The following is a 24,770-nucleotide window of genomic DNA, read 5'->3' as shown; positions in this document are numbered from 1 at the left end:
TCATGATCGGACGACGCAAGCGGCCGGACGGGTTGCCCTTCCGGCTCTACGCCCACTACGGGAAACACAAGGTCAGTTTCGGCTACAAGCTGCCGAACGGCCGCTGGGCGTTCCGCCTGGCGGCGCCCGCGCACAACAAGGAAGCGCTCGCCGAAATCCGCAAGCAGGCGATCGAGCGTGCGGAGGCACTCAACGGAAACGCGGTCGAACCGGGCACGGTCGAGGCGCTCGTCGCGCGGTATTTCGAATGGCAGGATGGATTGCCGCACACCGACGAGCGCCGCAAGGCCCAGTCCACCCTGGACGAGAACCGCGTCGAGTCGAAGCGGCTCGTCAAAGTCTTCGGCAAGATGGCGCCGGCTGCCATCAAGCCGAAGCACGTCTACGGCTACCTCGACAAACGTGCGCAGCTCGGCGCGCCGGCGAAGGCGAACAAGGAAATCGCCCTCCTGTCCGCGATCCTCGAATACGGCCGGCGCCGCGGCGAGCTCGAAACGAACCCGTGCCGCGGCATCGAGTACAACCCGACCCGCCCGCGCCAGCGGTATGTGCGTCAGGACGAGATCGATCTCGCAGTGGAAGTCGCGCGGTCGCGCCGGAGCGTCAGCGACCAGCATCCGAGTTCGGCGTACCTGATCCTCGCGCTATGCGTGAAGGCTGCCTACCTGACCGTCAGCCGGCCGACCGAGATGCGCGAGCTGCACCGCCAGAGTATTCGGCCGGAAGGCGTCGAGGTCCCGATCGGAAAGCGCAAGGCCGGCGAGCAGCAGCGCGCGAAGCTCGTGCTGTGGTCGCCAGAGCTGAAGGCAGTGATCGACGAGGCGCTCGCGCTGCAGCGCACGTCGAGCGTTCACGTGTTCGGTAACACGGCCGGTCAGGTATATACGCGCAGCGGCTGGAACACGAACTGGTCGCGTCTGATGGGCTACTGCGAGAAGGAAGCGCAGGCGCGCGGCGTGCCGTTCGAACGGTTCGCGCTGCGCGACATGCGGCCGGCTGCAGTGACCGACCGGCAGGAGGAAGGCGACGATCGCATTATCGATGCGACTGGGCATGCGGACGAGCGAATGGTACGCAAAACGTATGACCGGCGCCGCCAGAGAAAAGTACGCGCGACTCGATGAACGTCTAAGTGGGCAACGTTGCTCCAGTGGATTCCAACGCTCGAGCAAGTTCTTCAATGCCAAACGTATTGACAGGATTACTCAGGTAGGCCTCGATACGATCAGTTGGTTCACGGGCGCCGACAGTGGTTCCACCGCGCCGACGCAATTCTTGATAAAGCACGGAAACATCTGCCTGAAATCGTCGAAAGTACGTATCCAACAACTCCTCGCCGGCTTGAAGCGACCGACTTACGCCGCGCCGCCAAGCCAATTTCCTCTCCTCTCCTGAAAGTCCGGCGACGCTATCCATCATCGTTTGACTAATAGCGCTTTGTGCCACCTTGTATGCAGAAACAATATTACGTAGATCACCAGCGACGTTTTTTGCGCATCGCTGCAGCTCTTGCCCTGTCATCGCCGCATACTTGTGCGGCCCGGTTGGCTCAATGCCAAGACGCTTATGCGCGTCGGAGAGGCGCACTTTCAATTCGGCGATCGTGGAATCGGCGCCCTTCAGTTGATCGTCAAACCCATTGATTCGCTCATCTTTCGCTGCGATTGTTGCTTTCGCTAATTTTGACGCAAACGCGAAGCCGCCAACGGCGCCCATCACAAGGGCCGATAACATTGCACCCGGATTTGTTACGAAAAACTGTCCGCAATCTTTGATCCACGACAAAACTTCTGACATACCGGCCCCCGATGGCACGAACGCAAAAAGGCCCGCTCAATGGCGGGCCTTGCTCGAACTATCTTCCAAATTTTGGAATCTCATCTTCCAAAACTTGTAACACTTCAGCTTGATTCTGCTGCAAGTGCTTGAATTTGTTGGGGTGGCTGATGGGACTCGAACCCACGACGACAGGAATCACAATCCTGGACTCTACCAACTGAGCTACAGCCACCACTGATACTGCCTGCTTCGTTTCGCCGTTTTGTTTCAGCAGCGAAGAACAAGATTATACGAACACTTTTGAATCTTGCAAAGCCTTTTTTTCAAAAAATTCTTCGGCTTCGTTCAGATGCGCGCGTGCCTCGTCGAACACGGCCAGATCGCCGCGTGCGAGCTTCTTGTTGTCGGACAGCACGCGACGCCAGCCACGCGCGCCCGGCATGCCGCGATACAGCCCGAGGGCGTGCCGCACGATCGCGCCGAGGTAGGTGCCGCGCTTCAGCTCGGCCGCGCAATACGCGATCAGTTGCGCTTCCGCCTCTTCGCGCGTCGGCACCGCTGCGCTCGATCCGTAGAAGCGCGTATCGACCTCCGCCAGCACGTACGGGTTGTGATACGCCTCGCGGCCGAGCATCACGCCGTCGACGTGCTCCAGATGCTGCGCGACTTCATCGAGCGTCGTGATGCCGCCGTTGATCACGATCTCCAGTGTCGGAAAATCGCGCTTCAGCCGATACGCATAGTCGTACTTGAGCGGCGGAATCTCGCGATTCTCCTTCGGCGACAGCCCCTTCAGGATCGCGTTGCGGGCATGCACGACGAACGTTTCGCAACCGGCCTCGGCCACCGTGCCGACGAAGTCGCGCACGAACGCGTAGTCCTCGACCGCATCGACGCCGATCCGGTGCTTGACCGTCACCGGCACCGACACCGCATCGCGCATCGCCTTCACGCAGTCGGCGACGAGTGGCGGCTCGTTCATCAGGCATGCACCGAACGCGCCGCGTTGCACGCGCTCGGACGGGCACCCGCAATTCAGGTTGATCTCGTCGTAGCCCCACTGCTCGCCGAGCTTCGCCGCGCGCGCGAGGTCGTCCCGCTCGCTGCCGCCCAGTTGCAGCGCGACCGGCGATTCGCTCGGCGTGAACGCAAGATGCCGCTGGGCATCGCCGAACAGCAGCGCGCCCGTCGTGATCATCTCCGTATACAGCCACGTATTGCGCGTCAGCGTGCGGTGGAACGAACGGCAATGGCGATCCGTCCAGTCGAGCATGGGCGCGACCGATACACGGCGGGGAGGAAGCGAGGACGGAACGGACATGGAATTCGGGTACAGGCCAGGCGGCGCGCAAGCAACCCATTATTTTACCGCAATACCAGCCATACCCGCGCTACCGGTCGTCCAGTTCCGCATCGACCGCCCGGCGCGCCTCGTCGAACACGCGCTCGATCACGTGCCGCTCGGTCAACAGCACCCCGTCGATCTTGACCAGCCGCCAGTCGATCCGCACGGCATCGCCCCGCAGCACGCGGTAGTGCGCATGCTCGCCGTCCCAGACCTGCTCGGTCTTCACCTCGATCTCGAAACCGCGGTACGGCTCGCTGAAATCGCCGAGGTCGCTGCCTGTCGGTTCCATCGCACGCTCCGTGGCGACGCCGCGCCCGGCCGTGTACGCGGCCGGCGCCGCGCGCTCAATCGTATTCGTCGGACAAAAAGGACCGGCCGTCGGCCGTCAGGTCGACCCGATCGGCCGTCGCCTGATAGATCAGCCCATCGTTCAGCAACGCATGGACGACGTCGTCGAACGCGGCGGGAACCGGCCGGCTGTCGCCGAACTGGTCGATCCATTTCAGCGCCTCGATGGCTTCCGGGGAAAGGATGGGGGTCATGCGCGTTCGCCTCCGGCATCGGTGTCGTTCCATCCTAGCACTTCGTCCGGCAGTCGAATACCGAGGCAAACGCGCTGCACGAATGCAATGCGGCGGCGCCGGGCACGTTGCCTGCCCGGCGCCGCCGCATCGATGCGCGACCCGCGCGCTCAGAGACGCGCGATCGAGACTTCCGTCGACTTCACGAGCGCGACGACTTCGGCGCCGACCTTCAGTTCGAGTTCGTCCACTGAACGGGTGGTGATCACCGACGTGACGATGCCGAACGGCGTCTCGACGTCGACTTCGGAAACCACGGACCCGCGAATGATCTCCTTGACCTTGCCCTTGAACTGGTTACGTACGTTGATTGCAGTGATGCTCATCGGGATGATCGCTCCGAAGAAAAGTCTCAGAACGGGCGGCCGGAGCCGCCCGGCGTTAAACGGCCCAGCGGATCTGCCCGACCGGTCGAACCTTGTCTGCTACATGCTCCGTGTCTTGATCGGCCGCGCCGGGGCCGCCGGCGAGCACGCGTTTCAGCACGCGATCCTCGAGCGCCGCGAAGGCGGCCGACGCGCGGGCGCGTGGCCGGCCGAGCGGCACCGGCTGGTCGAGCGCCACCCGCCCCTGCTCGATCAGCAGGATGCGGTCGCCGAGCGCCACGGCTTCCTGCACGTCGTGGGTGACGAGCAGCGCGGTGAACCGGTGCTCGCGCCACAGGCGTTCGATCAGCGCATGCATTTCGATGCGGGTCAGCGCATCGAGTGCGCCGAGCGGCTCGTCGAGCAGCAGCAGTTGCGGCCGGTGCACCAGCGCGCGGGCCAGTGCGACGCGCTGCCGCTGGCCGCCCGACAGTTGCGCGGGCCAGTCGTTCGCGCGTTCCAGCAGCCCGACTTCGTCGAGCACCGCGCGGGCCTGGTCGCGCGCGCCGCGGCCGAGGCCCAGCATCACGTTCTGCAGCACGGTCTTCCACGGCAGCAGGCGCGCATCCTGGTACATGATCCGCGTATCGAGCGCGCCGCCGTCCTCGCCGCGCGTTACGAGCCCGCCGCTGCTCGGCTGTTCGAGTCCAGCGACGAGACGCAGCAGCGTCGATTTCCCGCAGCCGCTGCGGCCGACGATCGCGACGAAGCTGCCGCGCGCGATGTCGAGCTCGACGTTGTCGAGCACCGTGCGGGCGCCGAAGCGCTTGCTGACGCCGGACAGCGTGACCGCGTCGTCAGATGCCGGGCTGCCTGCGCGCCGCCGCGCGAGCGGCACGACCGATGCACTGCCGTCACGTTCGAGGATCGCCGCGTCGCGCGCGTCGCCGTCCGCGACGCGGGCCTGCGCCAGCTCGGCCTCGAGGTCTGCGCCGGAGAGCGGGCCGTAGGCGGCCGCCGAAGTCGTCGCATTCATGCCTTGGCTCCTGATTGATAGGCGGGATGCCAGCGCAGCGTCACGCGTTCGATCCATTTCGCCAGCACATCGGCCAGCTTGCCGAGCACCGCGTACAGCAGAATGCCGACCACCACCACGTCGGTTTGCAGGAATTCACGCGCGTTCATCGTCATGTAGCCGATGCCCGACTGCGCGGAGATCGTTTCCGCGACGATCAGCATCACCCACATCAGCCCGAGCGCGAAACGCACGCCGACGAGGATCGACGGCAACGCGCCAGGCAGGATCACGTCGCGGTACAGCGCGAAGCCGCGCACGCCGTAGCTCTTCGCCATCTCGATCAGGTTCGCGTCGACCGAGCGGATTCCGTGATACGTATTGATGTAGACGGGGAAGAACACGCCGAGCGCGACGAGGAACAGCTTCGCCTTCTCGTCGATGCCGAACCACAGGATCACGAGCGGAATCATCGCGAGCGCCGGGATGTTACGGATCATCTGGATCGTCGAGTCGAGCGCGATCTCGGCGGCCTTCGACAGCCCGGTCGCAAGCCCCAGCGCGAGGCCGACGACGCCGCCGATCGCGAAGCCGAACAGCGCGCGCCACGTGCTCACTTTCACGTTCGCCCACATTTCGCCCGAGGTCACGAGCGACCACGCGGCGCGCACGACCGCCACCGGCTCGGGCAGCACGCGGGTCGACAGCCAGCCGCTGCGCGCACCGACTTCCCATACCACCAGCAACGCGAGCGGCACGAGCCACGGCGCGACGCCGCGCCACGCGCGGGCGGCCACGGCGACGCCCGCCGTCGACGTTTTCGTTGTCATCGCAAGCCTCCGTCGCTCAGCTCTGGCTCGTCTTCGGCAGATAGTTGTTGCCGACGATCTCGCCGAACGGCCCCGACAGCGGACCGGCCGCCTTCTCGACGCCCTTCCCCTTGATCAGCGGGAACACGAGTTCGGCGAAGCGATACGACTCCTCGAGGTGCGGGTAGCCGGACAGGATGAACGTCTCGATGCCGAGGTCCGCGTATTCGCGCATGCGTTCGGCGACCTGCTCGGGATTGCCGACGAGCGCCGTGCCGGCGCCGCCGCGCACGAGCCCCACGCCGGCCCACAGGTTCGGATAGACCTCGAGCGCCTCGCGGCCGCCGCGCTTGCCGCCGTGCAGCGCGGCCATCCGGCGCTGGCCTTCCGAATCCATGTTCGCGAACGCTTGCTGCGCACGCGCGATCGTGTCGTCGTCGAGCCGGCTGATCAGCCGCTCGGCGTCGCGCCACGCCTCGTCCTCGGTCTCGCGCACGATCACGTGCAGCCGGATGCCGAACTTGATCTGGCGACCGCGCGCGTCGGCACGGGCTCGGATGTCGGCGATCTTCTTCGCGACGGCCTCGGGCGGCTCGCCCCAAGTCAGATAGGTATCGATGTGATCGGCGGCAATCGCGTGAGCGGCCGGCGACGAGCCGCCGAACCACAGCGGCGGATGCGGATGCTGCACGGGCGGATAAAGCGCCTTGCCGCCTTTCGACTGCAGGTGCTTGCCGATATAGTCGAATCCGCCGTTGTCGTGCGACGCGGCGAGCAGCCCGCGCCAGATGTTCAGGAAATCGTCGGTGATCTCGTAGCGCGTGTCGTGATCGGCGAACAGGCCGTCGCCTTCGAGCTCGGCCGCATCGCCGCCCGTGACGACGTTGATCAGCAGGCGGCCGCCCGACAGGCGGTCGAAGGTCGCGGCCATCCGCGCGGCGAGCCCCGGCGAAGCGATCCCGGGGCGCACCGCGACCAGGAACTTCAGGCGCTGCGTCGCCGGAATCAGGCTCGACGCGACGACCCACGCATCCTCGCAGGAACGGCCGGTCGGCAGCAGCACGCCGTCGTAGCCAAGCGTGTCGGCCGCCACGGCCACCTGCTTGAAGTAATCGTAGTCCGCGGCGCGCGCGCCTTCGGCCGTGCCGAGATAGCGGCTGTCGCCATGCGTGGGGATAAACCAGAACACATTCATCTGCTGCTCCTGCTTGACTGTCACTGCCGAAATTTGAAAAAACATCGCCCTGCTCGCGTCGCGGATGAGCGACGCATGCATGGTGTGCATTCGAATCGGGATGGCTCGCCGGTCAGGCCGTGCCGCGGACGAGGACGCGATTGCACGGCTGTTGCTGGGAAATCAGTCTAGGGATCGGTACAGGGCTTTGGAACGATTTTTTTGAGCTTAGGTTTTCCGCTTTCGTGATTAGCACGACGCTGGAGCGAATATCGCCGCGGCCGGGCCCTATAATGGCGCACCTATCCGAATAACTCCGCGCGCCCGGCCCCGGCCGTGCGCGCCTGCGGTGCACTCATCGATGCAGAAAGTCATCCTGCCCTTCCTGTCCGGCTTCCTGGCCGCGCTGTTCTTCCGCGAGGCCACGCTGGCCCTGCTTCACACGGCCGACCTGATCGCCGCAACCGGCTTCTCGACACAGCCGTTCGCGCCGCTCGGCATTCCTGAATTTGTCGCGAATGCGCTGATCAGCGCGTGCTGGGCGATTCCGATGGCGTGGTTGTTGCGCGTGTCGCCGGAACGCGAAGCATCGTGGATCGGCGCGCTCGTGTTCGGCGGCATCGTGCTGACGGCCGCCCGCGTGTTCGCGATCGATCCGCTGCGCGGCATCTGGCCGTCGGGCAACATGATGCCCGTGCTCGCGTCGGGGTTCGCGGCGAATGCGGTGTGGGGATTCGGTGCGCTCGTGTTCATGCGCGCGTTCATGTCGGACGACGCGGGCGACGACTAACGCCGGCGCGGGCGGCGCGCCCTTCGGCCTCAGGCAGACCGATTTCCATGAAAAAGGCCGCGTGCATGATGCACGCGGCCTTTTCGTTTCCGGGTCGCGCGTCGATCGACCGCGCGGGTCAGCCCGATCGACGTCAGTCCTTCAGCTCGCGCAGCGGATGGATGTCGGGCGTCCACGGGCTGTCGAACATCGCGAGCACGTCGGCGCGCCGGACGTCGGCAGCCGACTTGAAACGCCACACCGGCTGGTGATCCTTGTCGACGATCAGCGCGCGCACGCCCTCGATCACGTCGCCGCGCGCGAAGGTCGAGCGCGTGAGATCGAGATCGCGCCGCAGGCAATCGGCCATCGTCGCGCCGCGCGCGCGTTCGACGACTTCGAGCGACACGGCCATCGACAGCGGCGACAGTTGCTCGCGCATCGCGTGCGTCGCTTTCTCGACCCACCCGTCGACCGCCGCGTAATCCTGCTCGGCGTCGAGCGACGCAAGGATCGCGTCGATGTCCGGCTGCGCGAAATGCCGGTCGATCCCGGCACGCGCGTCCGCAAGCGCCGACGTGTCGGGCGTCGGCACGACCTTGTGCGCGGCAGCCGCGTCGGTCACGCAGGCGACGGCCTGCGCGCCGCTGTCGATGCGCGCGGTGCGCAGCGTGTCGAGCAGCGCCGGCAGCGCGGCATCGGGCAGATAGACGTCGGCGAGTTGCGCGTACAGCGCGCCGGCCGCGTCGAGCGTCGCGCCGGTCACCGCCAGATAGCGGCCGATCGCGCCGGGCGTGCGCGCGAGAAACCAGCTCATCCCGACGTCCGGGAACAGGCCGATGCGCGTTTCGGGCATCGCCATCTTCGTCGAGTCGGTCACGACGCGCAGGCCGCCCGTCTGCCGCGCCGCCTGCGAAATCCCCATGCCGCCGCCCATCACGACGCCGTGCATCAGCGCGATGTACGGCTTCGGATACGTGAAGATCGCATGGTTCAGCGTGTATTCCTCGATGAAGAACGTGTCGACCGCATCGCGGTCGCCGCGCTGCCACGCGTCGTGAAAGAAGCGCACGTCGCCGCCCGCGCAGAACGCGCGCGGATGCGGGCTGTGCACGACGACCGCGACGACGTCGGGATCGCCGCGCCACGCGTCGAGCGCCTGCCGCATCAGCCGGATCATGCCGACCGACAGCGCGTTCAGCGCCTTCGGCCGGTTCAGTTCGAGAAAGCCGATGCGGTTCGCGACATACGCAAGCACGTCGGGCCGGGCGGATTCGGCTGAAACGGCGGCGGAAGAAGAATCGGTCATGAAGATCATCCGGCAAACGGCAGTCGCACGCTCAGTGCGCCTGCATTTTCGAGAACAGATTCAGCACCGCGACGCCGGCGACGATCAGCCCGAGGCCGATCACCGCCGGCACGTCCGGCACCTGGCGATAGAGCAGCATCGCGACGAGCGTGATCAGCACGATGCCGGCGCCCGACCACACTGCATAGATGATGCCGACGGGCATCGTGCGCAACGTGAGCGACAGGCAGTAGAACGCGACGCCGTAACCGGCGACGACGAGCACCGACGGCCACAAACGCGTGAAGCCGTCCGCCGCGCGCAGCGCGGACGTGCCGATCACTTCCGCGACGATCGCGATCGCGAGCCATGCGTAACCGGGCACTTGCATCGCTCAGCTCCTTGCGAGGGCCAGTACCGCGTAGTCGTGACCGAGCTCGGCGCACAGCGCTTCGACGACGAACTCGTGGTCCGCGCGCTGCGGCAGCCCGGACGCGGTGATCGAGCCGATCACGCCGGCGCCGGCGACGGTCAGCGGAAACGAGCCGCCGTGCGACGCATAGTCGGCGGCCGGCAGCCCGTGCTTGTCCGCGAGCGTCGCGCCGGCCTGCTGCATGCGCAGGCCGATCGCATACGAGCTGCGGCGAAAATGCGCGACGACGTTGCGCTTGCGGCGCACCCAGTCGGCGTTGTCCGGCGTCGCGCCGGCGAGCGCCGCATAGAACAGCGGCTGGCCGAACGTGACGATGTCGATCGCGATCGCATGACCGCGCGACGTCGCGAGCGCATGCATCCGGTTGCCGAGCGCCCACGCGCGGGCCGGGTCGAAATGGGGAAACACGAGCGCCTGTTCCTGCGCGCCGATCGATTGCAGATCGTGAGCGATGTCCATGAATCCGTCGATGCAGTAATGAGAGTCGCAGCGGCGCCGATGCGATCGCGCAAGGCCGGTGCCGGGATGGCGACACAAACCGCTCGATTCTAGCGCACGCGCCTCCCCGTACCGGCCCCACCCGCGCTCGCGACGCGATTGTCAGAAAACAGTTGCGCGCATCCTGGTTAGCCCATATAATTCATTTCTTCGACGGACGCGGGGTGGAGCAGTCTGGCAGCTCGTCGGGCTCATAACCCGAAGGTCGTAGGTTCAAATCCTACCCCCGCAACCAACCGTCCAGAATTTCGCAAAAAGCCCGGCTTCGCGCCGGGCTTTTTGTTTTTGCGCGCCAGGGCTTCGCGCCTTCTTCGCGCACTCTCCCGCCGTTTCTCCCGACATGCCGCCGCATGCGCGCGGCGTTCAAGAATGCCGCGGGCCGGTGATACACTCGCATCACCTCGTCCCTTCCACTCGACATGAAATTCTGCTCCGTCTGCGGTCACGAAGTCCTTGCGCGCATTCCGCCTGGCGACAACCGCGAGCGCTTCGTCTGCGATCACTGCGGCACGATCCACTATCAGAATCCGCGCAACGTCGTCGGCACGGTGCCGGTCTGGGGCGACCAGATCCTGCTGTGCCGTCGCGCGATCGAACCGCGCTACGGATTCTGGACGCTGCCGGCGGGTTTCATGGAAATGGGCGAGACGACCGCGGAAGCCGCCGCGCGCGAAACGCTCGAGGAAGCCGGCGCGCGCGTCGAAGTGCAGAACCTGTTCACGCTGCTCAACGTGCCGCACGTGCACCAGGTCCACCTGTTCTACCTTGCGCGGCTCACCGATCCGGGTTTCGAAGCCGGCGAGGAAAGCCTCGAAGTGAAACTGTTCGACGAAGCCGACATCCCGTGGGACGAGATCGCGTTCCCGACCGTCAGCCAGACGCTGCGCTTCTTCTTCGCCGATCGCGCCGCCGGCGACTACGGCGTGCACACCGGCGACATCTTCCGCTCGCTGCGCAACGGCTGAGCCCCCACCCATGGTTCCCTGGCTCGGCCCGGACGATCCGTTTCCGTCCATCGAACGCGCGCTCGGCCCCGCGACCGGCGCGCCGGGGCTGCTCGCCGCGAGCGCCGACCTGCTGCCATCGCGCCTCATCGACGCCTATCAGCGCGGCATCTTCCCGTGGTACTCGGACGGCCAGCCGGTGCTGTGGTGGAGCCCCGACCCGCGCATGATCCTCGTGCCGGCCGAATTCAAGGTATCGCCGTCGCTGCGCAAGACGCTCAAGCGCGTCCTGCGCGAACCGGGTTGGGAAGTACGCGTCGATCACGACTTTCCCGGCGTGATGCGCGCGTGCGCGCAGGCGCCGCGCCGCGGGCAGCGCGGCACCTGGATCACCGCCGAGATCATCGACGCCTACACGTCGCTCTACCGCTCCGGCAACGCGCACAGCATCGAGACGTGGCACGACGGACGCCGCGTCGGCGGCCTCTATGGCGTGTCGTTCGGCCGGATGTTTTTCGGCGAGTCGATGTATGCGGACGTGACCGATGCGTCGAAAATCGCGCTGGCCGCGCTCATCGCGCACCTTCGCGAGCAGGGGCTGGAAATGATAGACTGCCAACAGAATACGTCGCATCTAGCGTCGCTCGGCGGCCGCGAGATCGCACGCAAGGCCTTTGTCGCTCACGTGCGCCGCGCGGCAGCCGAACCGCCGATCCCGTGGCAGTTCGACAAGCGCGTGCTCGCCACGCTGACGAGCCCCGCCGAAACGGCGGCGCCCACCGGGGGCGAGCGCTAGCGCGGCACTCCTTCCCTGCATCGAGAGCTGCCCATGACTCATCCGACTGAGCTGCCGCTTTCACCGCTTTCGGCGCTGCAATTCTATGCAACGGCGCCCTATCCGTGCAGCTATCTGGACGGCCGCATCGCACGCTCGCAAGTCGCGACGCCGAGCCACCTGATCAACTCCGACATCTATACCGAACTCGTGAAGGCCGGCTTCCGCCGCTCGGGCGTCTTCACGTATCGTCCGTACTGCGACGGCTGCCGCGCCTGCGTGCCGGTGCGCGTGCCGGTCGGCGAGTTCGCGCCGACGCGCACGCAGCGCAGGATGTGGAAGCGGCACCGCACGCTGGTCGCGACGGTGTCACCGCTGCACTACGACGAAGAGCACTACGCGCTCTACATGCGCTACCAGTCCGCGCGCCACGCGGGCGGCGGCATGGATCGCGACAGCCGCGACCAGTACGAACAGTTCCTGCTGCAAAGCCGGATCAACTCGCGCCTCGTCGAATTCCGCGACCTCGACGCACCGGGCGGCGAACCCGGCAAACTGCGGATGGTCAGCATGATCGACATCCTCGGCGACGGGCTGTCGTCGGTCTACACGTTCTTCGAGCCCGACGACCGGCACACGAGCTACGGCACCTACAACATCCTGTGGCAGATCGAACAGGCGAAGAGCCTCGGGCTGCCCTACGTCTACCTCGGCTACTGGATCCGCGAGAGCCCGAAGATGGCCTACAAGGCGAACTTCCACCCGCTCGAAGGGCTGATCGACGGCCGCTGGAAGACGCTCGACCCGGAACGGGTCGACCTGCCGCCCGTCGACGCGGCGCTCGCACGCGCGCCGTTGCCGGGCGGGCATTCCGGCTCGGGCTGACCCGCGTCGCGGCGGCTACGAAGCGAAGCACGCCCGTGCCGCGCAACTCCCGGTAAAATAGCGGGTTGTCATTCATTTCGGCCGTCCGCCCCATTCCCGTGTTCAGTTCCCTCTATCCGCTGGCCCGCGCATCCCTGTTCAAAATGGATGCGGAAGACGCTCACCACCTTACGCTGCGCGCGCTCGGCGCGGCCGGCCGCACCGGCCTCGCCTGCGCGCTGTCGGCCCGCGTGCCCGACGCGCCGCGCACCGTGATGGGGCTCACGTTCCGCAACCCGGTCGGCCTCGCGGCCGGCCTCGACAAGGATGGCGCGGCCATCGACGGCCTCGCGGCGCTCGGCTTCGGCTTCATCGAGGTCGGCACGGTCACGCCGCGCCCGCAACCCGGCAACCCGCGCCCGCGGATGTTCCGGCTGCCGCAGGCCGAAGCGCTGATCAACCGGATGGGCTTCAACAACCACGGCGTCGACCAGTTCGTGAAGAACGTGCAGGCCGCCCGCTATCGCGGCATCCTCGGCCTGAACATCGGCAAGAACGCCGACACGCCGATCGAACGCGCGGCAGAGGATTACCTGTACTGCCTGGAGCGCGTATACCCGTTCGCGAGCTACGTGACGATCAACATCTCGTCGCCGAACACGAAGAACCTGCGCCAGTTGCAGGGCGCGGGCGAGCTCGACGCGCTGCTCGCCGCGCTGAAGGACAAGCAACAGCGCCTCGCCGACCTGCACGGCAAGCTCGTGCCGCTCGCGCTGAAGATCGCGCCCGATCTCGACGACGAACAGGTGAAGGAAATCGGCGACACGCTGCTGCGCCACAAGATCGAAGCTGTGATCGCCACCAATACGACGCTGTCGCGCGCGGCCGTCCAGGGCCTGCCGCACGCGGACGAAGCCGGCGGCCTGTCGGGCCGCCCCGTGTTCGACGCGTCGAACGAGGTGATCCGCAAGCTGCGCGCCGAAGTCGGCGACGACGTGCCGATCATCGGCGTCGGCGGCATTTTCTCGGGCGAGGACGCCCGCGCGAAGTTGGCGGCCGGCGCGGCGCTCGTCCAGCTCTATACCGGCTTCATCTATCGCGGCCCGGCGCTCGTGTCCGAATGCGTGAAGGCGATCGCCCGCGAACGCACCGCGTAATATAGCCATAAGCAAACTATATTTAGCCATCGATAGCGTTTTTGCTATCCTCGCTTCACGATCAGAACCATTGACCCGCACAGGGCAAGGACACACACGATGAAATTTTCGCTGTTGAAGAAGCTGCTGGTGGCCGGCGTGATCGGCACGTCGTTCGCTGCGGCAACCGCCCACGCGGCGGACCTCCTCGACCAGGTCAAACAACGCGGCACGCTGCGCGTCGGCCTCGAAGGCACGTTCCCGCCGTTCAACTCGAAGAACCCGCAAGGCGAACTCGTCGGGTTCGACGTCGACATCGCGAAGGCCGTCGCCGCGAAGCTCGGCGTGAAGGCCGAATTCGTGACGACCGAATGGAGCGGCATCATCGCGGGCCTGCAGGCCGGCAAGTTCGACGTGATCGCCAACCAGGTCGGCATCACCGACAAGCGCAAGGAAACGCTCGACTTCTCGCCCGCGTACACGTACTCGTCCGCGCAGTTGATCCAGCGCAAGGACGACACGCGCGAGTTCAAGTCGCTGGAAGATCTGAAGGGCAAGAAGCTCGGCGTCGCGCTCGGCACGAACTACATGGACATGGCGAAATCGGTGCCGGGCATCGACGTGAAGACGTACCCGGGCGCGCCCGAGTACTTGCGCGATCTCTCGGCCGGCCGCCTCGACGCGGCGCTCAACGACCGCCTGATGCTCGCGTACCTGACGAAGAATTCCCAACTGCCGCTGCGCCCGGGCGCGAACGTCGGTTCGGCGAACCCGTCGGGCATCCCGTTCAAGAAGGGCAACCCGAAGTTCCAGAAGGCGATCGACGACGCGATGACGCGACTCGAGGCCGACGGCACGTTCACGAAGATCTCCGACAAATGGTTCGGCATCGACGTGACGAAACCGATCAAGTAAGCACGCCTGCATTTCCCGCCTGACGGCGGGCCGGAAAGGGCGGCATCCGCAACGATGCCGCCCTTTGTTTTATCGGTCCGGTTTATGATTGCGCTTTCGCGCACGCATTCGCTTCGTATTCCATGTCGACAACGTCCCTGCTCGTCCAATCGCTGCCGGTGCTCGCCCAAGGTGCCGTACTGACCGTCAAGTTCGCCGTGCTGTCGATGGTGTTCGGCCTGCTTGGCGCCGTCGTGCTCGCGATGATGGGCATTCGGCAGAGCGAAGCGCTCGACGGCTTCGAGCGCATCTGGGTCAATGCGCTCGCGTGGCTGGCGCGCGCGTACGTGAGCCTGATGCGCGGCACGCCGCTGCTCGTGCAGATCTTCGTCATCTATTACGGGCTGCCGAGCCTCGGCATCTCGCTCGACCCGACGCCGGCCGGCGTCATCGCGCTGTCCGCGAACGTCGCGGCCTACATGTCGGAAAGCATGCGCGGCGCGATCAACGGGATCGCGCGCGGCCAGTGGCTCGCCGCGTACAGTCTCGGGCTGTCGTGGGGGCAGACGCTGCGCTACGTGATCGGCCCGCAGGCGCTGCGCATCGCGGTGCCGAGCCTGTCGAACAGCCTGATCAGCCTGATCAAGGACACGTCGCTCGTGTCGGTGATCACCGTGACCGAACTGCTGCGCAGCGCGCAGGAAGTGATCGCGGCGACCTATCAGCCGCTGCCGCTCTATCTCGCCGCGGCGGCCGTGTACTGGATCCTGTGCCAGATCCTCGAATGGGTGCAGCGCTGGTACGAAAAGCGCCTGTCGCTGCCGTCGCGGCACTGAGCCGCGCCGTTGCGCCGGGCCGCGCTGGCGGGCCGGGCGCGCCCTCCTTCCCGCCTGTTCCGTCTATTCGCCCGAATAGCGCACGCCGAGCACGGCGCGCGCCGCATCGGTCATCGCGATCATCTGCCGCGAATGGTCGTGCGTCATGATCGGGCTTTCGGTCTCGCCCGCGCGCAGCAGGTCGCAGAAATGCGCGGTTTCGTAGTTCAGCCCGCCGCCCGCCGCCGGTGCGTCGAGTTCGACGGTGCGCCCGTCCGCATAGCGGATCGTCGCACGCTCGGGGTTCCACCACTTCTCGTGAATCGTCACGTGGCCGCCGGCCGCGGCGATCAGCGCGTCGCCGCGCCCCATCACGTCGAGCCCGCAAAAGAGCTGCGCGATCCCGCCGTTCGCGTGCACGCTGTTCAGGCTCGCGAACAGGTCGACTCCCGTCGCGCCGACGCGGCCGAGCGTCTGCACGTCGCGCGCCGCGCCGAGCCAGTCGACGGCGAGAAATGCCTCGTAGATGCCGATATCGAGCAGCGCGCCGCCCGCGCGATCGAGCCGATAGACGGAATGGTCGTCCGGCACCGACGACGAGGCGCAGCCCGCCCGCACGAGCCGGATCTCGCCGATCGGATCGTCACGCAGGTGCGCACGCAGTTGACGGTACAGCGGGAAGAATGGCGGCTTCATCGCCTCCATGAAGAGCAGCCCGGCAGCGCGCGCCGCGTGCAGCACCGTGTCGAGTTGCGCGGCGTTCAGCGCCGCGGGTTTCTCGCACAGCACGGCCTTGCCGGCAGCCAGCGCGGCCAGCGTGTACTGCGCGTGACTGTCATGGAGCGTCGCGATGTAGACCGCGTCGATGTCGCTCGCGAGGAGCGCGTCGAGGCGCGCGGCAGGCGTGCCGCCGTATGTCTCGCAGAAGGCGGCCGCTGCGTCGGCGCGGCGGGCCCAGACGCCGGCGAGCGTGGCGCCCGGCACATGCGCGAGGCTTTGCGCGAAGCGGCGCGCAATGCTGCCTGCACCGACGATGCCGAAGCGCACCGGGCGATGGTCGTTGTCGTTCATCCTGATCTTCCGTGTCGGTCGTATGACGGTTGCCGGCACGCTGCCGGCCGGCCGTCATGATAAACGGCCCGGCGGCACACGGATGAACGACACGCGCGGCGTCAGGCGCGCACCGGCACGTCGACCGAGAAATCGCGCGAAATCTCGTCCGCGCTGAAATCGATCAGCGCGAGCGACGCCGCTTCGGCTTCGCGCGGGTCGCGCCGCTCGATCGCATCGACGACGCGCGCATGCGCCTTCACCGCGATGTCGTGCGCACCTTCCTTCTGCACGACGCGCGGATTCACGAGACGCACCGCACCGCGCACGATCGCCGCCATCTGCTGGAAGAACTGGTTGCCGCTCGCCTGGACGATCCGCGTATGCAGCAACTCGTCCGCCGTGTCGTAGCCGGTGTCGCCCGGCTGCAGCACCTTGAACGCATCGAACGCTTCGCGAATGCCCGCGATGTCGGCCGCCGTCGCACGCACCGCCGCCTGCGCGGTCGCACGCGGTTCGATCAGCATCCGGAATTCGATGACGTCGCGCATGAACTGCGGATCGGGCTTTGCCCGGAATCGCCAACTCACGACGTCTTCGTCGATCATCCGCCAGTCGCGCATCGGCCGCACGCGCGTTCCGACTTTCGGACGCACGTCGAGCATGTCGCGCGCAAGCAACATCGACAACGCTTCCCGCATGACCGTGCGGCTCACGTCGAACTCTTTCGACAGCACGTCCTGCGGCGGCAAGATGCCGCCGTACTTGTCCTCGACGATACCCGCGACAAGCCCATCCATCACTTTGGCGACCAGTGACCGGTCTTTGCCCTGCTCCATGACACCTCCCCGTGCGTCGATTTGCGAACACCTGCTCCGCAGTTCCGCCGGCCCTGGTTACTACTCTGTTCTTATGATCTATAAGTTGATGAGTTCGACGATATTTCGCTATCTGGTAAACACCTGACAGGGTTATCCCTCTTCTGAACGAGGTGATTTATACGGCTAAAAAAAAGGCCCGGGAAGCGCGCCGCGCTTGCCGGACCCCGGTTTCCACAAGATTTAACCATCCAATCCATGACGGCCGATACCGTGCCATTACGGACTGCTTCTCATTCAGTTTCAGCCAGCCGGATAAACGATGGTTTCAACGCCGTTTTCCGTGCCGAGCAAGCACAGATTCGCGCCGCGTTCGGCGAACAGGCCAACCGTCACAACGCCCGGCCATGCGTTCACCTGCGCTTCGAAACCGCGTGGATCGGCGATCTGCAGGCCCTTCACGTCGATGATCTCGTTGCCGTTGTCGGTGATGTAGGGCGCGCCGTCCTTCGTCACGCGCAGCACGGGCACGCCGCCGAGCGCGGTCACGCGCCGGCCGATCGCCGTGCGCGCCATCGGCACGACCTCGATCGGCAGCGGGAACGCGCCGAGCACCGGCACGCGCTTGCTGGCGTCGGCGATGCAGACGAACGTGTCGGCCACCGACGCGACGATCTTCTCGCGCGTCAGCGCGCCGCCGCCGCCCTTGATCATCGCGCCGCCGGCGTCGATCTCGTCGGCGCCGTCGACGTACACCTGAAGCGACTCGATCTCGTTCAGGTCGAACACCTTGATGCCGTGCGATTTCAGGCGTTCGGTCGTGGCGACCGAGCTCGACACGGCGCCGCGATAGCGCGCTTTGACGGCGGCGAGCGCGTCGATGAAGCAGTTGGCGGTCGAGCCGGTGCCGACACCGATCACGGCGCCTTCCGGCACGTTCTGGATCACGTAATCGGCGGCGGCCTGGCCGACGAGGCGTTTGAGTTCGTCTTGAGTCATGGCGTGGTAATGCTGCGGGATGGCGAAAAGCCGCCAGTTTACCGGAGTCGGCCGACGCCCCCGCGTTTTTCGGCGTGCGATACGCGCCACGTATTCAGCGCGTGTCGGCCGCCGGTGCGGGGTCCGTCGCCGGCGTGCCGGGGAAGTACTTGTCGAGCAGCGCCTGGGCGATCGCGTCGCTTTCCGCGTCCGGATTGCCCGCGTAATCGGACGGCCGGAAATGCATCTGAAACGCCGCGAACACGCGCCGCGTGCGCGCGTCGAGCACGCCGTCGGTCGGCACGTCGTAGCCGTAGCGCGCGAGCTTGAGCTGCAGCTCGCGCACGTCGACCGGCGCGTGCGGGTCGCGGCCGCCGAGCCGCGCGACGACGGTCGCGTCGTCCGGCCATGCGCCGACGCCGGCTTGCGCGAGCGCATGCCACGGAAACAGCGGGCCGGGATCGATCTTGCGTTGCGGGGCGATGTCGCTGTGCCCGACCACGCGCGTCGGCGGAATCCCGTAGCGCGCGACGATGTCCTTCGACAGGCGGATCAGCGCGTCGACCTGTTCGGGCGGATACGGCTGCCAGGTGCGCTGCTGCGCGTCGAGCGGGCCGCGGTTCACGTTCTCGATGCCGATCGACACCGCGTTCAGCTCGGTCGTGCCCTGCCACTCGCTGACGCCCGCGTGCCACGCGCGCCGAGATTCCGGAACGAGCTGGTAGACGACGGGCATCCCGCGCTCGGTGCGTGGCTGCGGCGGGATGACGTAATGCACGCTGACCGATTCGCCGGTCAGCGTGCGCAGCGATTTCGTCTCGTCGCTTTCGGTGTAATGCATCACGAGAAAGCGGATCCGCGAATCGGCGCCGCGCGCATGCAGGCTCGTGTCGGCATAGTAGGTGCCGCGTTCGACGAGCGACGGCGACGTGCAGGCCGCCAGCAGGCCGAGCACGGCGCAGGAGACGCCAACACGAAACAGGGTCATCGGTCGCGGGTTCCGCAGAGTCGCGTGCCGCATTGCATCGCGGCACGCGTCGTTCGGGTCATTCGACGCCCGCGCATCGCGCGCAGGACGGGCGGTGCCGAGGGCAGCCGCGGGCTCAGCCCTTCACGCGCCGCTGGCGCACGGCTTCGTACAGGCACACGCCGCTGGCGACCGACACGTTCAGGCTTTCCACGCTGCCGGCCATCGGGATGCTCATCACTTCGTCGCAGGTGTCGCGCGTGAGCCGGCGCATGCCTTCGCCTTCCGCGCCCATCACGAGCGCGACGGGGCCGTCGAGCTTCGTCTCGTAGAGCGTAGCCGATGCCTCGTCCGACGTGCCGATGATCCACACGCCGGCTTCCTTCAGCTCGCGCAGCGCGCGGGCGAGGTTCGTCACCGTGATGTACGGCACCGTATCGGCCGCCCCGCTCGCCACCTTGGCCGCGGTCGCGTTCAGGCCGACCGCGCGGTCGCGCGGCGCGATCACCGCATGCGCGCCGGCCGAATCGGCGACCCGCAGGCACGCGCCGAGGTTGTGCGGATCGGTGACGCCATCGAGCACGAGCAGCAGCGCGGGCCCGTTGATGCCATCGAGCAGCTCGGACAGGTTCTGCGCGAGCGGCATGTCCTCGACGCGCGCGACCACGCCCTGGTGGCGCTCGGTATGCGCGAGGCCCCACAGGCGCGTTTCGTCGGCCGCGATCAGCCGCACGCCCGCTTCCTTCGCGGTGTGCAGGAAGTCCTGCATGCGGCGGTCGCGGCGCGTCTGGTCGTACAGCACCTCCGCCACCGTCGATGCATCGTGCCGCAAACGTGCGGTCACCGCATGAAAACCGTAAAGAACCTTCAGACGTGACATGACTGGAACAACCTTCGATCAAACGTGCGGCCGCGCGACATGCGCAGCCGCGATCCATGGAAAAGGAAAGCGCCGCGTGGCCGGCCGATGACCGGTGACGCGGCGTCTCTCGATACTGCAGGGCGTGCGCATAGGCCGCCCCGAACGCTCAATACTTCTTGCGGGCGCGGGCCTTCTTCGCGGGTGCGCCGCCACCGCCGCCGCCCTTCTTCTTCGCGGCGCCACGCGCGGCGCGCGCTTCCTTCACCGCGACGCTCGGCGCGCTCGCGGCCGTCTTGCGACGCGGCGCGGCTTCCTCGACCGGCGGCAGCGCACGCACGCGCGGGCCGCTGCCGTTGCGATCGCCGCCGGCAGCCGGCGCGGGCGACGGACGCGGCGCCTTCACCGGCGTATCGCGCACGAGGCGGAAATCGATCTTGCGCGCATCGAGATCGACGCGGCTCACCTGCACGCGCACGCGATCCGACAGGCGATAGCGGATGCCCGTGCGTTCGCCGCGCAGCTCGTTCTTGATCTCGTCGTACTGGAAGTAGTCCGAGCCGAGCTCCGTCACGTGCACGAGCCCTTCGATGAACAGCGTGTCGAGCTGCACGAAGATGCCGAACGACGTCACGCCGTTCACCATCCCGCCGTACTCCTCGCCGAGCTTGTCGCGCATGAAGTAGCACTTGAGCCACGCTTCGACGTCACGCGACGCCTCGTCCGCGCGACGCTCGTTCGCCGAGCAGTGCAGGCCGAGCTCTTCCCAGATCGCCGTGTTCGAACGCGAACGGCCGCGCGCTTCATCGTCGGCCTGCTGCATCGCGCGGGCGCGCGGCGACAGCGCGGTATTCAGCTCGAAGCCTTCCGGCGCCTTCGGCGTGTATTTCTTGCCCGACAGGATCGCGTAGATCGCGCGGTGCGTGAGCAGGTCGGGATAGCGGCGGATCGGGCTCGTGAAGTGCGCATACGCCTCGTATGCGAGACCGAAGTGGCCGATGTTGTCCGGGCTGTAGACCGCCTGCTGCATCGAGCGCAGCAGCATCGGCTGCAGCATCTGCGCGTCCGGCCGGTCGCGGATCTGCGCCATCAGCGCCGCGTAGTCGCTCGCATGCGGCTTGTCGCCGCCGCCGAGCGACAGGCCCATCCCGCGCAGGAACGCGCGCAGGTTCTCGAGCTTCTCCGGCGTCGGCCCCGCGTGCACGCGGTACAGGCCCGGATGCTTGTTGCGCTTCAGGAAATCGGCCGCGCAGACGTTCGCGGCCAACATGCATTCCTCGATCAGCTTGTGCGCGTCGTTGCGCTGACGCGGCACGATCTGCTCGATCTTGCCCTGCGAGTTGCAGACGATGTAGGTCTCGGTCGTGTCGAAGTCGATCGCGCCGCGCTTTTGGCGGGCGGCGAACAGCGACTTGTAGACGCCGTACAGATCCTGCAGGTGCGGCAGCAGGTCGGCGCGGCGCGCGGCCTCCGGCCCCTTCGTGTTCGACAGCACGGCCGCGACTTCGGTGTACGTCAGGCGCGCCGCCGAATGGATCACCGCCGGATAGAACTGGTATGCCTTGATCTCGCCGCGCGCGGTGATCACCATGTCGCACGCAAGCACGCAGCGGTCGACCTGCGGGTTCAGCGAACAGAGGCCGTTCGACAGCTTCTCCGGCAGCATCGGGATCACGCGGCGCGGGAAGTAGACCGACGTACTGCGCTCGAGCGCGTCGGCGTCGAGCCCGCTGCCCGGCTGCACGTAGTGCGACACGTCGGCGATCGCGACGATCAGCCGGAAGCCGTCGCCGCGGCCGACCTTGACCGGCTCGCAGTAGACGGCATCGTCGAAGTCGCGGGCGTCCTCGCCGTCGATCGTCACGAGCGGCACGTCGCGCAGGTCGACGCGGAAACGCAGGTCGGCCGGCCGCACCTTGTCGGGCAGCGCGGCGGCTTCGTCGAGCGCCGGCTGGCTGAATTCGTGCGGCACGCCGTACTTGCGCACCGCGATTTCGATTTCCATGCCCGGATCGTCGATATCGCCGAGCACTTCGACGACACGGCCGAGCGGCTGCGAATGGCGGCTCGGGAAATCGGTCAGCTCGACGACGACGACCTGCCCGACCTTCGCCTTCTTCACGTTCTGCGTGATCAGGATGTCGTGGCCGATGCGCTTGTCTTCCGGCGCGACGATCAACGCGCCGTTCTCGTTCAGCAGGCGGCCGATCACGCGCTTGTTCGCGCGCTCGGTGACTTCGACGACATGCCCTTCGGGACGGCCGCGGCGATCGTAGCCGACGATCCGCGCGAGGACGCGGTCGTTGTGCATCACCTTCTGCATTTCGCCGTTCGGCAAGAACAGGTCGTCCTGGCCGTCGTCGCGGATCACGAACCCGTAGCCGTCGCGATGCCCCTGCACGCGTCCCGCGACGAAATTCGACGGATGGGTCAACTGATAGTGGCCGCGCTTGTCGAGGCGGATCTGGCCGTCGCGCTCCATCGCGGCGACACGCCGGAAGAACCCCTCGCGCTCCTGCCGCTTGATCGACAGGGCTTCGGCGATGTCGTTGGCGGCCAGCGGCGCGTCGCTCGTACGCAGCACGCCGAGAATCTCTTCACGGCTCGGAATGGGGTACGGATATTTGCTCAAGGGTTTGTCGATGATTGTTCTCGTTGCGTTGACTGATGGTGCACGGCATCAACATAGAGGTGTCCGTCAGACAGTTCTATATTGACGGCGGCGGGTCATTCTATCACCCGCCTTGTGTCGCCAAATGACGGGAATGCCGCCGGCACGCGCGGCGGCAGCCGGTTTGCGATGCATCGCAAAAAAGTGTTGACAGGCATAATTGGGGCGCTATAATTTCGCTTCTTTGCAGCAAGCAGCTACTGCAAAACGTGCCCAGGTGGCGGAATTGGTAGACGCACTAGGTTCAGGTCCTAGCGGTGGCAACATCGTGGAGGTTCGAGTCCTCTCCTGGGCACCATCTGTTTTGAAAAGGTCGGCTTTATGCCGGCCTTTTTTCATTTCGGCGCTGGCATCGCGAGTGTCCGTCTTCGGCCTTTATGTCGGCCGCTTAGATCGATAGCAGAATGAATCGGTTATCAATCGCCCTCCCCGTTGTTACGTTGGCCGCCTCGCTTTCGACGCATCCAACGAGGCGCCCCTCCATGACGTCGATGAACCGCCGCGCATTCGCACACGCGATGCTGGCCGCGGGCCGCGCTGCCGCCGGTGTTCGCGCGCACGCCGAGAACGCACCGGCCACGCCGCGCATCGGGTATCAGAAGTCGTCGACGCCGATCACGCTGCTCAAGACGCGCGGCACGCTCGCGCAGGCGCTGACGCCGCCCGGCCTGCGCGTGTCATGGCATGAATTCGCGAGCGGATTGCCGCTGAGCGAAGCGCTCAACGTCGGCGCCATCGACTTCAGTGCGGACGTGGCCGATACGGTCCCTGTCTTCGCGCAGGCCGCGCATGCGCGTTTCGTGTACGTCGCGCAGGAGGCGCCTTCGCCGGAGGCGCGGCGATCGTCGTCAAGCAGGACAGCGCGCTACGCACGCTCGCCGATCTCAACGGCCGGCGCATCGCGGTCACGAAGGCGGCCGGCAGCCACTACCTGCTGCCTGCGGCGCTCGCCCGCGCGAAGCTCGCGCCCGCCGACGTGGCGCTTCATTACCTGACACCCGACGGCCGCGCCGCATTCGAACGCGGCAGTGCGGACGCATGGATCACGTGGGATCCCTATGTCGCGTCGGTCGACCGGAATCCCGACGTACGGATTCTGGCCGACGGCACCGGACTCGCGTCGTACCGGCACTAGCACCTCGCATCGAGCAGCTTCGCCGCCGCGCGATCCGACGTCGTCCAGATCGTATTCGATCAGTTGTCGCAGGCGGGCACATGGCTGCACGAGCATCAGCAGGAGGCCGCCGCCACCCTCGCGCCAATCTGGGGACTCGACGCGAAGACCATCGAGCGCGCGAACGCGCGAAGCAGCTATCTCGTGCGTGCGGTGGTCGCGCGGAACTTTGGCCAACAGCAGAAGATCACGGACACGTTCCTTGCGGCCGGGCTACTGCCCGCCCGCGTCGATACCAGCCAGGCACAGCGCTGGAATTTCACGACGAGGCGCGCGGAGCCGGTCGGCGCGTGACGGTCGGCTACGGCCCGCTACGCAACGCGCGCCCTATTTTTACCGCGCCGGATGAAATTGTGTTGACAGACTCTGCCGACACGCTAAAATAGCGGTCTTCGCATCGCAGCAAGAAGCGAAACGTGCCCAGGTGGCGGAATTGGTAGACGCACTAGGTTCAGGTCCTAGCGGTGGCAACACCGTGGAGGTTCGAGTCCTCTCCTGGGCACCATCTGTTTTGAAAAGGTCGGCTTTATGCCGGCCTTTTTTCATTTCCAGCCCCGGACTGCACGGTACACGCACCGACATCGATGATTCGCGTCGCCGCAAACCGATCGGCACATCGATCGCCCTGCCCGACCCACTCAACTATTTTCGCTTGCGACACTCAAATAGTGTTGACAGCCCCGAAAGACACGCTATAATTTCGCTTCTTTGCAGCAAGCAGCTACTGCAAAACGTGCCCAGGTGGCGGAATTGGTAGACGCACTAGGTTCAGGTCCTAGCGGTGGCAACATCGTGGAGGTTCGAGTCCTCTCCTGGGCACCATCTG

The 24,770-nt window shown here is 66.3% G+C and carries 25 protein-coding genes, 5 tRNA genes and 1 pseudogene; 13 read left to right on the top strand and 18 right to left on the bottom strand.

Features of this window, described 5'->3' with window-relative positions:
• The first annotated feature begins 2 nt into the window (after positions 1–2).
• Positions 3–1,124, top strand: a complete 1,122-nt coding sequence (locus tag AC3IFE_RS01820; RefSeq protein ID WP_489189408.1) for a hypothetical protein — start codon at positions 3–5, stop codon at positions 1,122–1,124.
• 4 nt (positions 1,125–1,128) lie between these two features.
• Here AC3IFE_RS01820 and AC3IFE_RS01815 read toward each other — a convergent pair whose 3' ends face one another.
• From AC3IFE_RS01815 to ssuD, 9 genes are all read right to left on the bottom strand, one after another.
• The gene (locus AC3IFE_RS01815) at positions 1,129–1,797 is read right to left on the bottom strand and encodes a hypothetical protein (RefSeq protein ID WP_489189407.1); all 669 of its coding nucleotides are present in this window, start codon (positions 1,795–1,797) and stop codon (positions 1,129–1,131) included.
• 138 nt (positions 1,798–1,935) lie between these two features.
• A tRNA-His gene (locus AC3IFE_RS01810) sits at positions 1,936–2,011 on the bottom strand.
• A 54-nt stretch (positions 2,012–2,065) separates the two neighbouring features.
• Entirely contained in the window at positions 2,066–3,052 is a 987-nt protein-coding gene (dusA, locus tag AC3IFE_RS01805; RefSeq protein ID WP_256979598.1) for a tRNA dihydrouridine(20/20a) synthase DusA, read from the bottom strand.
• Between the two features lie 118 nt (positions 3,053–3,170).
• Complete coding sequence (locus tag AC3IFE_RS01800; RefSeq protein WP_089467350.1) at positions 3,171–3,416, bottom strand: hypothetical protein; 246 nt, start codon at positions 3,414–3,416, stop codon at positions 3,171–3,173.
• A 55-nt stretch (positions 3,417–3,471) separates the two neighbouring features.
• A complete protein-coding gene (locus AC3IFE_RS01795) occupies positions 3,472–3,669 on the bottom strand; it encodes a hypothetical protein (RefSeq protein ID WP_089467945.1) in 198 nt (65 codons plus the stop codon).
• A gap of 149 nt (positions 3,670–3,818) precedes the next feature.
• Positions 3,819–4,034, bottom strand: a complete 216-nt coding sequence (locus AC3IFE_RS01790; protein ID WP_006476104.1) for a TOBE domain-containing protein — start codon at positions 4,032–4,034, stop codon at positions 3,819–3,821.
• Between the two features lie 55 nt (positions 4,035–4,089).
• Positions 4,090–5,049: an ATP-binding cassette domain-containing protein gene (locus tag AC3IFE_RS01785; RefSeq protein WP_489189406.1), complete on the bottom strand. Its 960-nt coding sequence runs from the start codon at positions 5,047–5,049 to the stop codon at positions 4,090–4,092.
• Positions 5,046–5,858: an aliphatic sulfonate ABC transporter permease SsuC gene (gene ssuC, locus AC3IFE_RS01780; protein WP_489189405.1), complete on the bottom strand. Its 813-nt coding sequence runs from the start codon at positions 5,856–5,858 to the stop codon at positions 5,046–5,048. The genes AC3IFE_RS01785 and ssuC overlap by 4 nt, the downstream gene beginning before the upstream one ends.
• 16 nt (positions 5,859–5,874) lie before the next feature.
• Positions 5,875–7,032, bottom strand: coding sequence for an FMNH2-dependent alkanesulfonate monooxygenase (ssuD, locus tag AC3IFE_RS01775; RefSeq protein WP_489189404.1), 1,158 nt, complete (start codon positions 7,030–7,032; stop codon positions 5,875–5,877).
• A 340-nt stretch (positions 7,033–7,372) separates the two neighbouring features.
• On the opposite strand from ssuD, the gene AC3IFE_RS01770 reads away from it, so the two are divergent.
• Positions 7,373–7,801, top strand: coding sequence for a hypothetical protein (locus AC3IFE_RS01770; RefSeq protein WP_089467347.1), 429 nt, complete (start codon positions 7,373–7,375; stop codon positions 7,799–7,801).
• 133 nt (positions 7,802–7,934) lie between these two features.
• Here AC3IFE_RS01770 and AC3IFE_RS01765 read toward each other — a convergent pair whose 3' ends face one another.
• From AC3IFE_RS01765 to AC3IFE_RS01755, 3 genes are read right to left on the bottom strand one after another with little or no spacing between them, the layout of a single operon-like run.
• Positions 7,935–9,089: an enoyl-CoA hydratase/isomerase family protein gene (locus tag AC3IFE_RS01765; protein WP_489189403.1), complete on the bottom strand. Its 1,155-nt coding sequence runs from the start codon at positions 9,087–9,089 to the stop codon at positions 7,935–7,937.
• A gap of 31 nt (positions 9,090–9,120) precedes the next feature.
• Positions 9,121–9,459 carry a DMT family transporter gene (locus AC3IFE_RS01760; protein ID WP_089467346.1) on the bottom strand — a complete coding sequence of 113 codons (339 nt, stop codon included), beginning with the start codon at positions 9,457–9,459 and terminating at the stop codon, positions 9,121–9,123.
• 3 nt (positions 9,460–9,462) lie between these two features.
• Positions 9,463–9,960, bottom strand: a complete 498-nt coding sequence (locus AC3IFE_RS01755) for a heme-degrading domain-containing protein (protein ID WP_069621415.1) — start codon at positions 9,958–9,960, stop codon at positions 9,463–9,465.
• Positions 9,961–10,157: 197 nt separating this feature from the next.
• Here AC3IFE_RS01755 and AC3IFE_RS01750 point away from each other — a divergent pair.
• The 7 genes from AC3IFE_RS01750 (at position 10,158) to AC3IFE_RS01720 (ending at position 15,448) form a co-directional block, all read left to right on the top strand.
• Positions 10,158–10,234, top strand: a tRNA-Met gene (locus AC3IFE_RS01750).
• Between the two features lie 184 nt (positions 10,235–10,418).
• Entirely contained in the window at positions 10,419–10,964 is a 546-nt protein-coding gene (locus AC3IFE_RS01745; RefSeq protein WP_006476111.1) for an NUDIX hydrolase, read from the top strand.
• A 10-nt stretch (positions 10,965–10,974) separates the two neighbouring features.
• A complete protein-coding gene (aat, locus tag AC3IFE_RS01740; RefSeq protein ID WP_089467345.1) occupies positions 10,975–11,739 on the top strand; it encodes a leucyl/phenylalanyl-tRNA--protein transferase in 765 nt (254 codons plus the stop codon).
• A gap of 33 nt (positions 11,740–11,772) precedes the next feature.
• Positions 11,773–12,603 (top strand): arginyltransferase, encoded by an 831-nt coding sequence (locus tag AC3IFE_RS01735; RefSeq protein ID WP_069621413.1) that lies wholly within the window; start codon positions 11,773–11,775, stop codon positions 12,601–12,603.
• A gap of 98 nt (positions 12,604–12,701) precedes the next feature.
• Complete coding sequence (locus tag AC3IFE_RS01730; RefSeq protein ID WP_089467344.1) at positions 12,702–13,739, top strand: quinone-dependent dihydroorotate dehydrogenase; 1,038 nt, start codon at positions 12,702–12,704, stop codon at positions 13,737–13,739.
• A 99-nt stretch (positions 13,740–13,838) separates the two neighbouring features.
• On the top strand, positions 13,839–14,633 hold the full coding sequence (locus AC3IFE_RS01725) for a cystine ABC transporter substrate-binding protein (protein ID WP_489189402.1): 795 nt from the start codon (positions 13,839–13,841) through the stop codon (positions 14,631–14,633).
• A gap of 122 nt (positions 14,634–14,755) precedes the next feature.
• Entirely contained in the window at positions 14,756–15,448 is a 693-nt protein-coding gene (locus AC3IFE_RS01720) for an amino acid ABC transporter permease (RefSeq protein WP_006484207.1), read from the top strand.
• Positions 15,449–15,511: 63 nt separating this feature from the next.
• On the opposite strand, the gene AC3IFE_RS01715 is transcribed toward AC3IFE_RS01720, so the two are convergent.
• The 6 genes from AC3IFE_RS01715 to rnr all read right to left on the bottom strand — a co-directional run bounded on the left by AC3IFE_RS01715 (position 15,512) and on the right by rnr (position 22,731).
• The gene (locus tag AC3IFE_RS01715) at positions 15,512–16,498 is read right to left on the bottom strand and encodes a Gfo/Idh/MocA family protein (protein ID WP_089467342.1); all 987 of its coding nucleotides are present in this window, start codon (positions 16,496–16,498) and stop codon (positions 15,512–15,514) included.
• Between the two features lie 101 nt (positions 16,499–16,599).
• Entirely contained in the window at positions 16,600–17,316 is a 717-nt protein-coding gene (locus AC3IFE_RS01710; protein ID WP_089467341.1) for a FadR/GntR family transcriptional regulator, read from the bottom strand.
• Between the two features lie 282 nt (positions 17,317–17,598).
• Complete coding sequence (rpiA, locus tag AC3IFE_RS01705) at positions 17,599–18,294, bottom strand: ribose-5-phosphate isomerase RpiA (RefSeq protein ID WP_089467340.1); 696 nt, start codon at positions 18,292–18,294, stop codon at positions 17,599–17,601.
• Between the two features lie 94 nt (positions 18,295–18,388).
• Positions 18,389–19,261 carry an N-acetylmuramoyl-L-alanine amidase gene (locus AC3IFE_RS01700; RefSeq protein ID WP_301739794.1) on the bottom strand — a complete coding sequence of 291 codons (873 nt, stop codon included), beginning with the start codon at positions 19,259–19,261 and terminating at the stop codon, positions 18,389–18,391.
• Between the two features lie 115 nt (positions 19,262–19,376).
• Positions 19,377–20,120, bottom strand: coding sequence for a 23S rRNA (guanosine(2251)-2'-O)-methyltransferase RlmB (gene rlmB / locus AC3IFE_RS01695; protein WP_089467338.1), 744 nt, complete (start codon positions 20,118–20,120; stop codon positions 19,377–19,379).
• Between the two features lie 148 nt (positions 20,121–20,268).
• The gene (rnr, locus tag AC3IFE_RS01690; RefSeq protein ID WP_089467337.1) at positions 20,269–22,731 is read right to left on the bottom strand and encodes a ribonuclease R; all 2,463 of its coding nucleotides are present in this window, start codon (positions 22,729–22,731) and stop codon (positions 20,269–20,271) included.
• A 250-nt stretch (positions 22,732–22,981) separates the two neighbouring features.
• Between rnr and AC3IFE_RS01685 the strand changes: the two genes are divergently transcribed.
• The 4 genes and pseudogenes from AC3IFE_RS01685 (at position 22,982) to AC3IFE_RS01670 (ending at position 24,766) form a co-directional block, all read left to right on the top strand.
• Positions 22,982–23,068: transfer RNA gene (locus tag AC3IFE_RS01685), tRNA-Leu, on the top strand.
• A 184-nt stretch (positions 23,069–23,252) separates the two neighbouring features.
• Positions 23,253–24,238, top strand: a pseudogene (locus tag AC3IFE_RS01680) (aliphatic sulfonate ABC transporter substrate-binding protein).
• A gap of 124 nt (positions 24,239–24,362) precedes the next feature.
• Positions 24,363–24,449, top strand: a tRNA-Leu gene (locus AC3IFE_RS01675).
• 230 nt (positions 24,450–24,679) lie between these two features.
• Positions 24,680–24,766, top strand: a tRNA-Leu gene (locus tag AC3IFE_RS01670).
• The last annotated feature ends 4 nt before the right edge of the window (positions 24,767–24,770 follow it).

This window comes from Burkholderia sp. APQ4-4ca (genome assembly GCF_057837105.1).
The sequence above is the reverse complement of the archived record's forward strand: the minus strand, read 5'-3'. Positions and strand labels throughout refer to the sequence as shown.

What these genes read in the sequence shown, in the direction of transcription:
- AC3IFE_RS01770 (WP_089467347.1), top strand. Translation starts at nt 7,373, where the DNA reads ATGCAGAAAGTCATCCTGCCCTTCCTGTCCGGCTTCCTGGCCGCGCTG.
- AC3IFE_RS01820 (WP_489189408.1), top strand. Translation starts at nt 3, where the DNA reads ATGATCGGACGACGCAAGCGGCCGGACGGGTTGCCCTTCCGGCTCTAC.
- AC3IFE_RS01710 (WP_089467341.1), bottom strand. Translation starts at nt 17,316, where the DNA reads ATGGAGCAGGGCAAAGACCGGTCACTGGTCGCCAAAGTGATGGATGGG.
- rpiA (WP_089467340.1), bottom strand. Translation starts at nt 18,294, where the DNA reads ATGACTCAAGACGAACTCAAACGCCTCGTCGGCCAGGCCGCCGCCGAT.
- AC3IFE_RS01715 (WP_089467342.1), bottom strand. Translation starts at nt 16,498, where the DNA reads ATGAACGACAACGACCATCGCCCGGTGCGCTTCGGCATCGTCGGTGCA.
- AC3IFE_RS01760 (WP_089467346.1), bottom strand. Translation starts at nt 9,459, where the DNA reads ATGCAAGTGCCCGGTTACGCATGGCTCGCGATCGCGATCGTCGCGGAA.
- AC3IFE_RS01765 (WP_489189403.1), bottom strand. Translation starts at nt 9,089, where the DNA reads ATGACCGATTCTTCTTCCGCCGCCGTTTCAGCCGAATCCGCCCGGCCC.
- AC3IFE_RS01815 (WP_489189407.1), bottom strand. Translation starts at nt 1,797, where the DNA reads ATGTCAGAAGTTTTGTCGTGGATCAAAGATTGCGGACAGTTTTTCGTA.
- dusA (WP_256979598.1), bottom strand. Translation starts at nt 3,052, where the DNA reads ATGCTCGACTGGACGGATCGCCATTGCCGTTCGTTCCACCGCACGCTG.
- AC3IFE_RS01720 (WP_006484207.1), top strand. Translation starts at nt 14,756, where the DNA reads ATGTCGACAACGTCCCTGCTCGTCCAATCGCTGCCGGTGCTCGCCCAA.
- rlmB (WP_089467338.1), bottom strand. Translation starts at nt 20,120, where the DNA reads ATGTCACGTCTGAAGGTTCTTTACGGTTTTCATGCGGTGACCGCACGT.
- AC3IFE_RS01790 (WP_006476104.1), bottom strand. Translation starts at nt 4,034, where the DNA reads ATGAGCATCACTGCAATCAACGTACGTAACCAGTTCAAGGGCAAGGTC.
- AC3IFE_RS01795 (WP_089467945.1), bottom strand. Translation starts at nt 3,669, where the DNA reads ATGACCCCCATCCTTTCCCCGGAAGCCATCGAGGCGCTGAAATGGATC.
- AC3IFE_RS01800 (WP_089467350.1), bottom strand. Translation starts at nt 3,416, where the DNA reads ATGGAACCGACAGGCAGCGACCTCGGCGATTTCAGCGAGCCGTACCGC.
- ssuC (WP_489189405.1), bottom strand. Translation starts at nt 5,858, where the DNA reads ATGACAACGAAAACGTCGACGGCGGGCGTCGCCGTGGCCGCCCGCGCG.
- ssuD (WP_489189404.1), bottom strand. Translation starts at nt 7,032, where the DNA reads ATGAATGTGTTCTGGTTTATCCCCACGCATGGCGACAGCCGCTATCTC.
- AC3IFE_RS01700 (WP_301739794.1), bottom strand. Translation starts at nt 19,261, where the DNA reads ATGACCCTGTTTCGTGTTGGCGTCTCCTGCGCCGTGCTCGGCCTGCTG.
- AC3IFE_RS01755 (WP_069621415.1), bottom strand. Translation starts at nt 9,960, where the DNA reads ATGGACATCGCTCACGATCTGCAATCGATCGGCGCGCAGGAACAGGCG.
- AC3IFE_RS01735 (WP_069621413.1), top strand. Translation starts at nt 11,773, where the DNA reads ATGACTCATCCGACTGAGCTGCCGCTTTCACCGCTTTCGGCGCTGCAA.
- AC3IFE_RS01725 (WP_489189402.1), top strand. Translation starts at nt 13,839, where the DNA reads ATGAAATTTTCGCTGTTGAAGAAGCTGCTGGTGGCCGGCGTGATCGGC.
- aat (WP_089467345.1), top strand. Translation starts at nt 10,975, where the DNA reads ATGGTTCCCTGGCTCGGCCCGGACGATCCGTTTCCGTCCATCGAACGC.
- AC3IFE_RS01745 (WP_006476111.1), top strand. Translation starts at nt 10,419, where the DNA reads ATGAAATTCTGCTCCGTCTGCGGTCACGAAGTCCTTGCGCGCATTCCG.
- AC3IFE_RS01785 (WP_489189406.1), bottom strand. Translation starts at nt 5,049, where the DNA reads ATGAATGCGACGACTTCGGCGGCCGCCTACGGCCCGCTCTCCGGCGCA.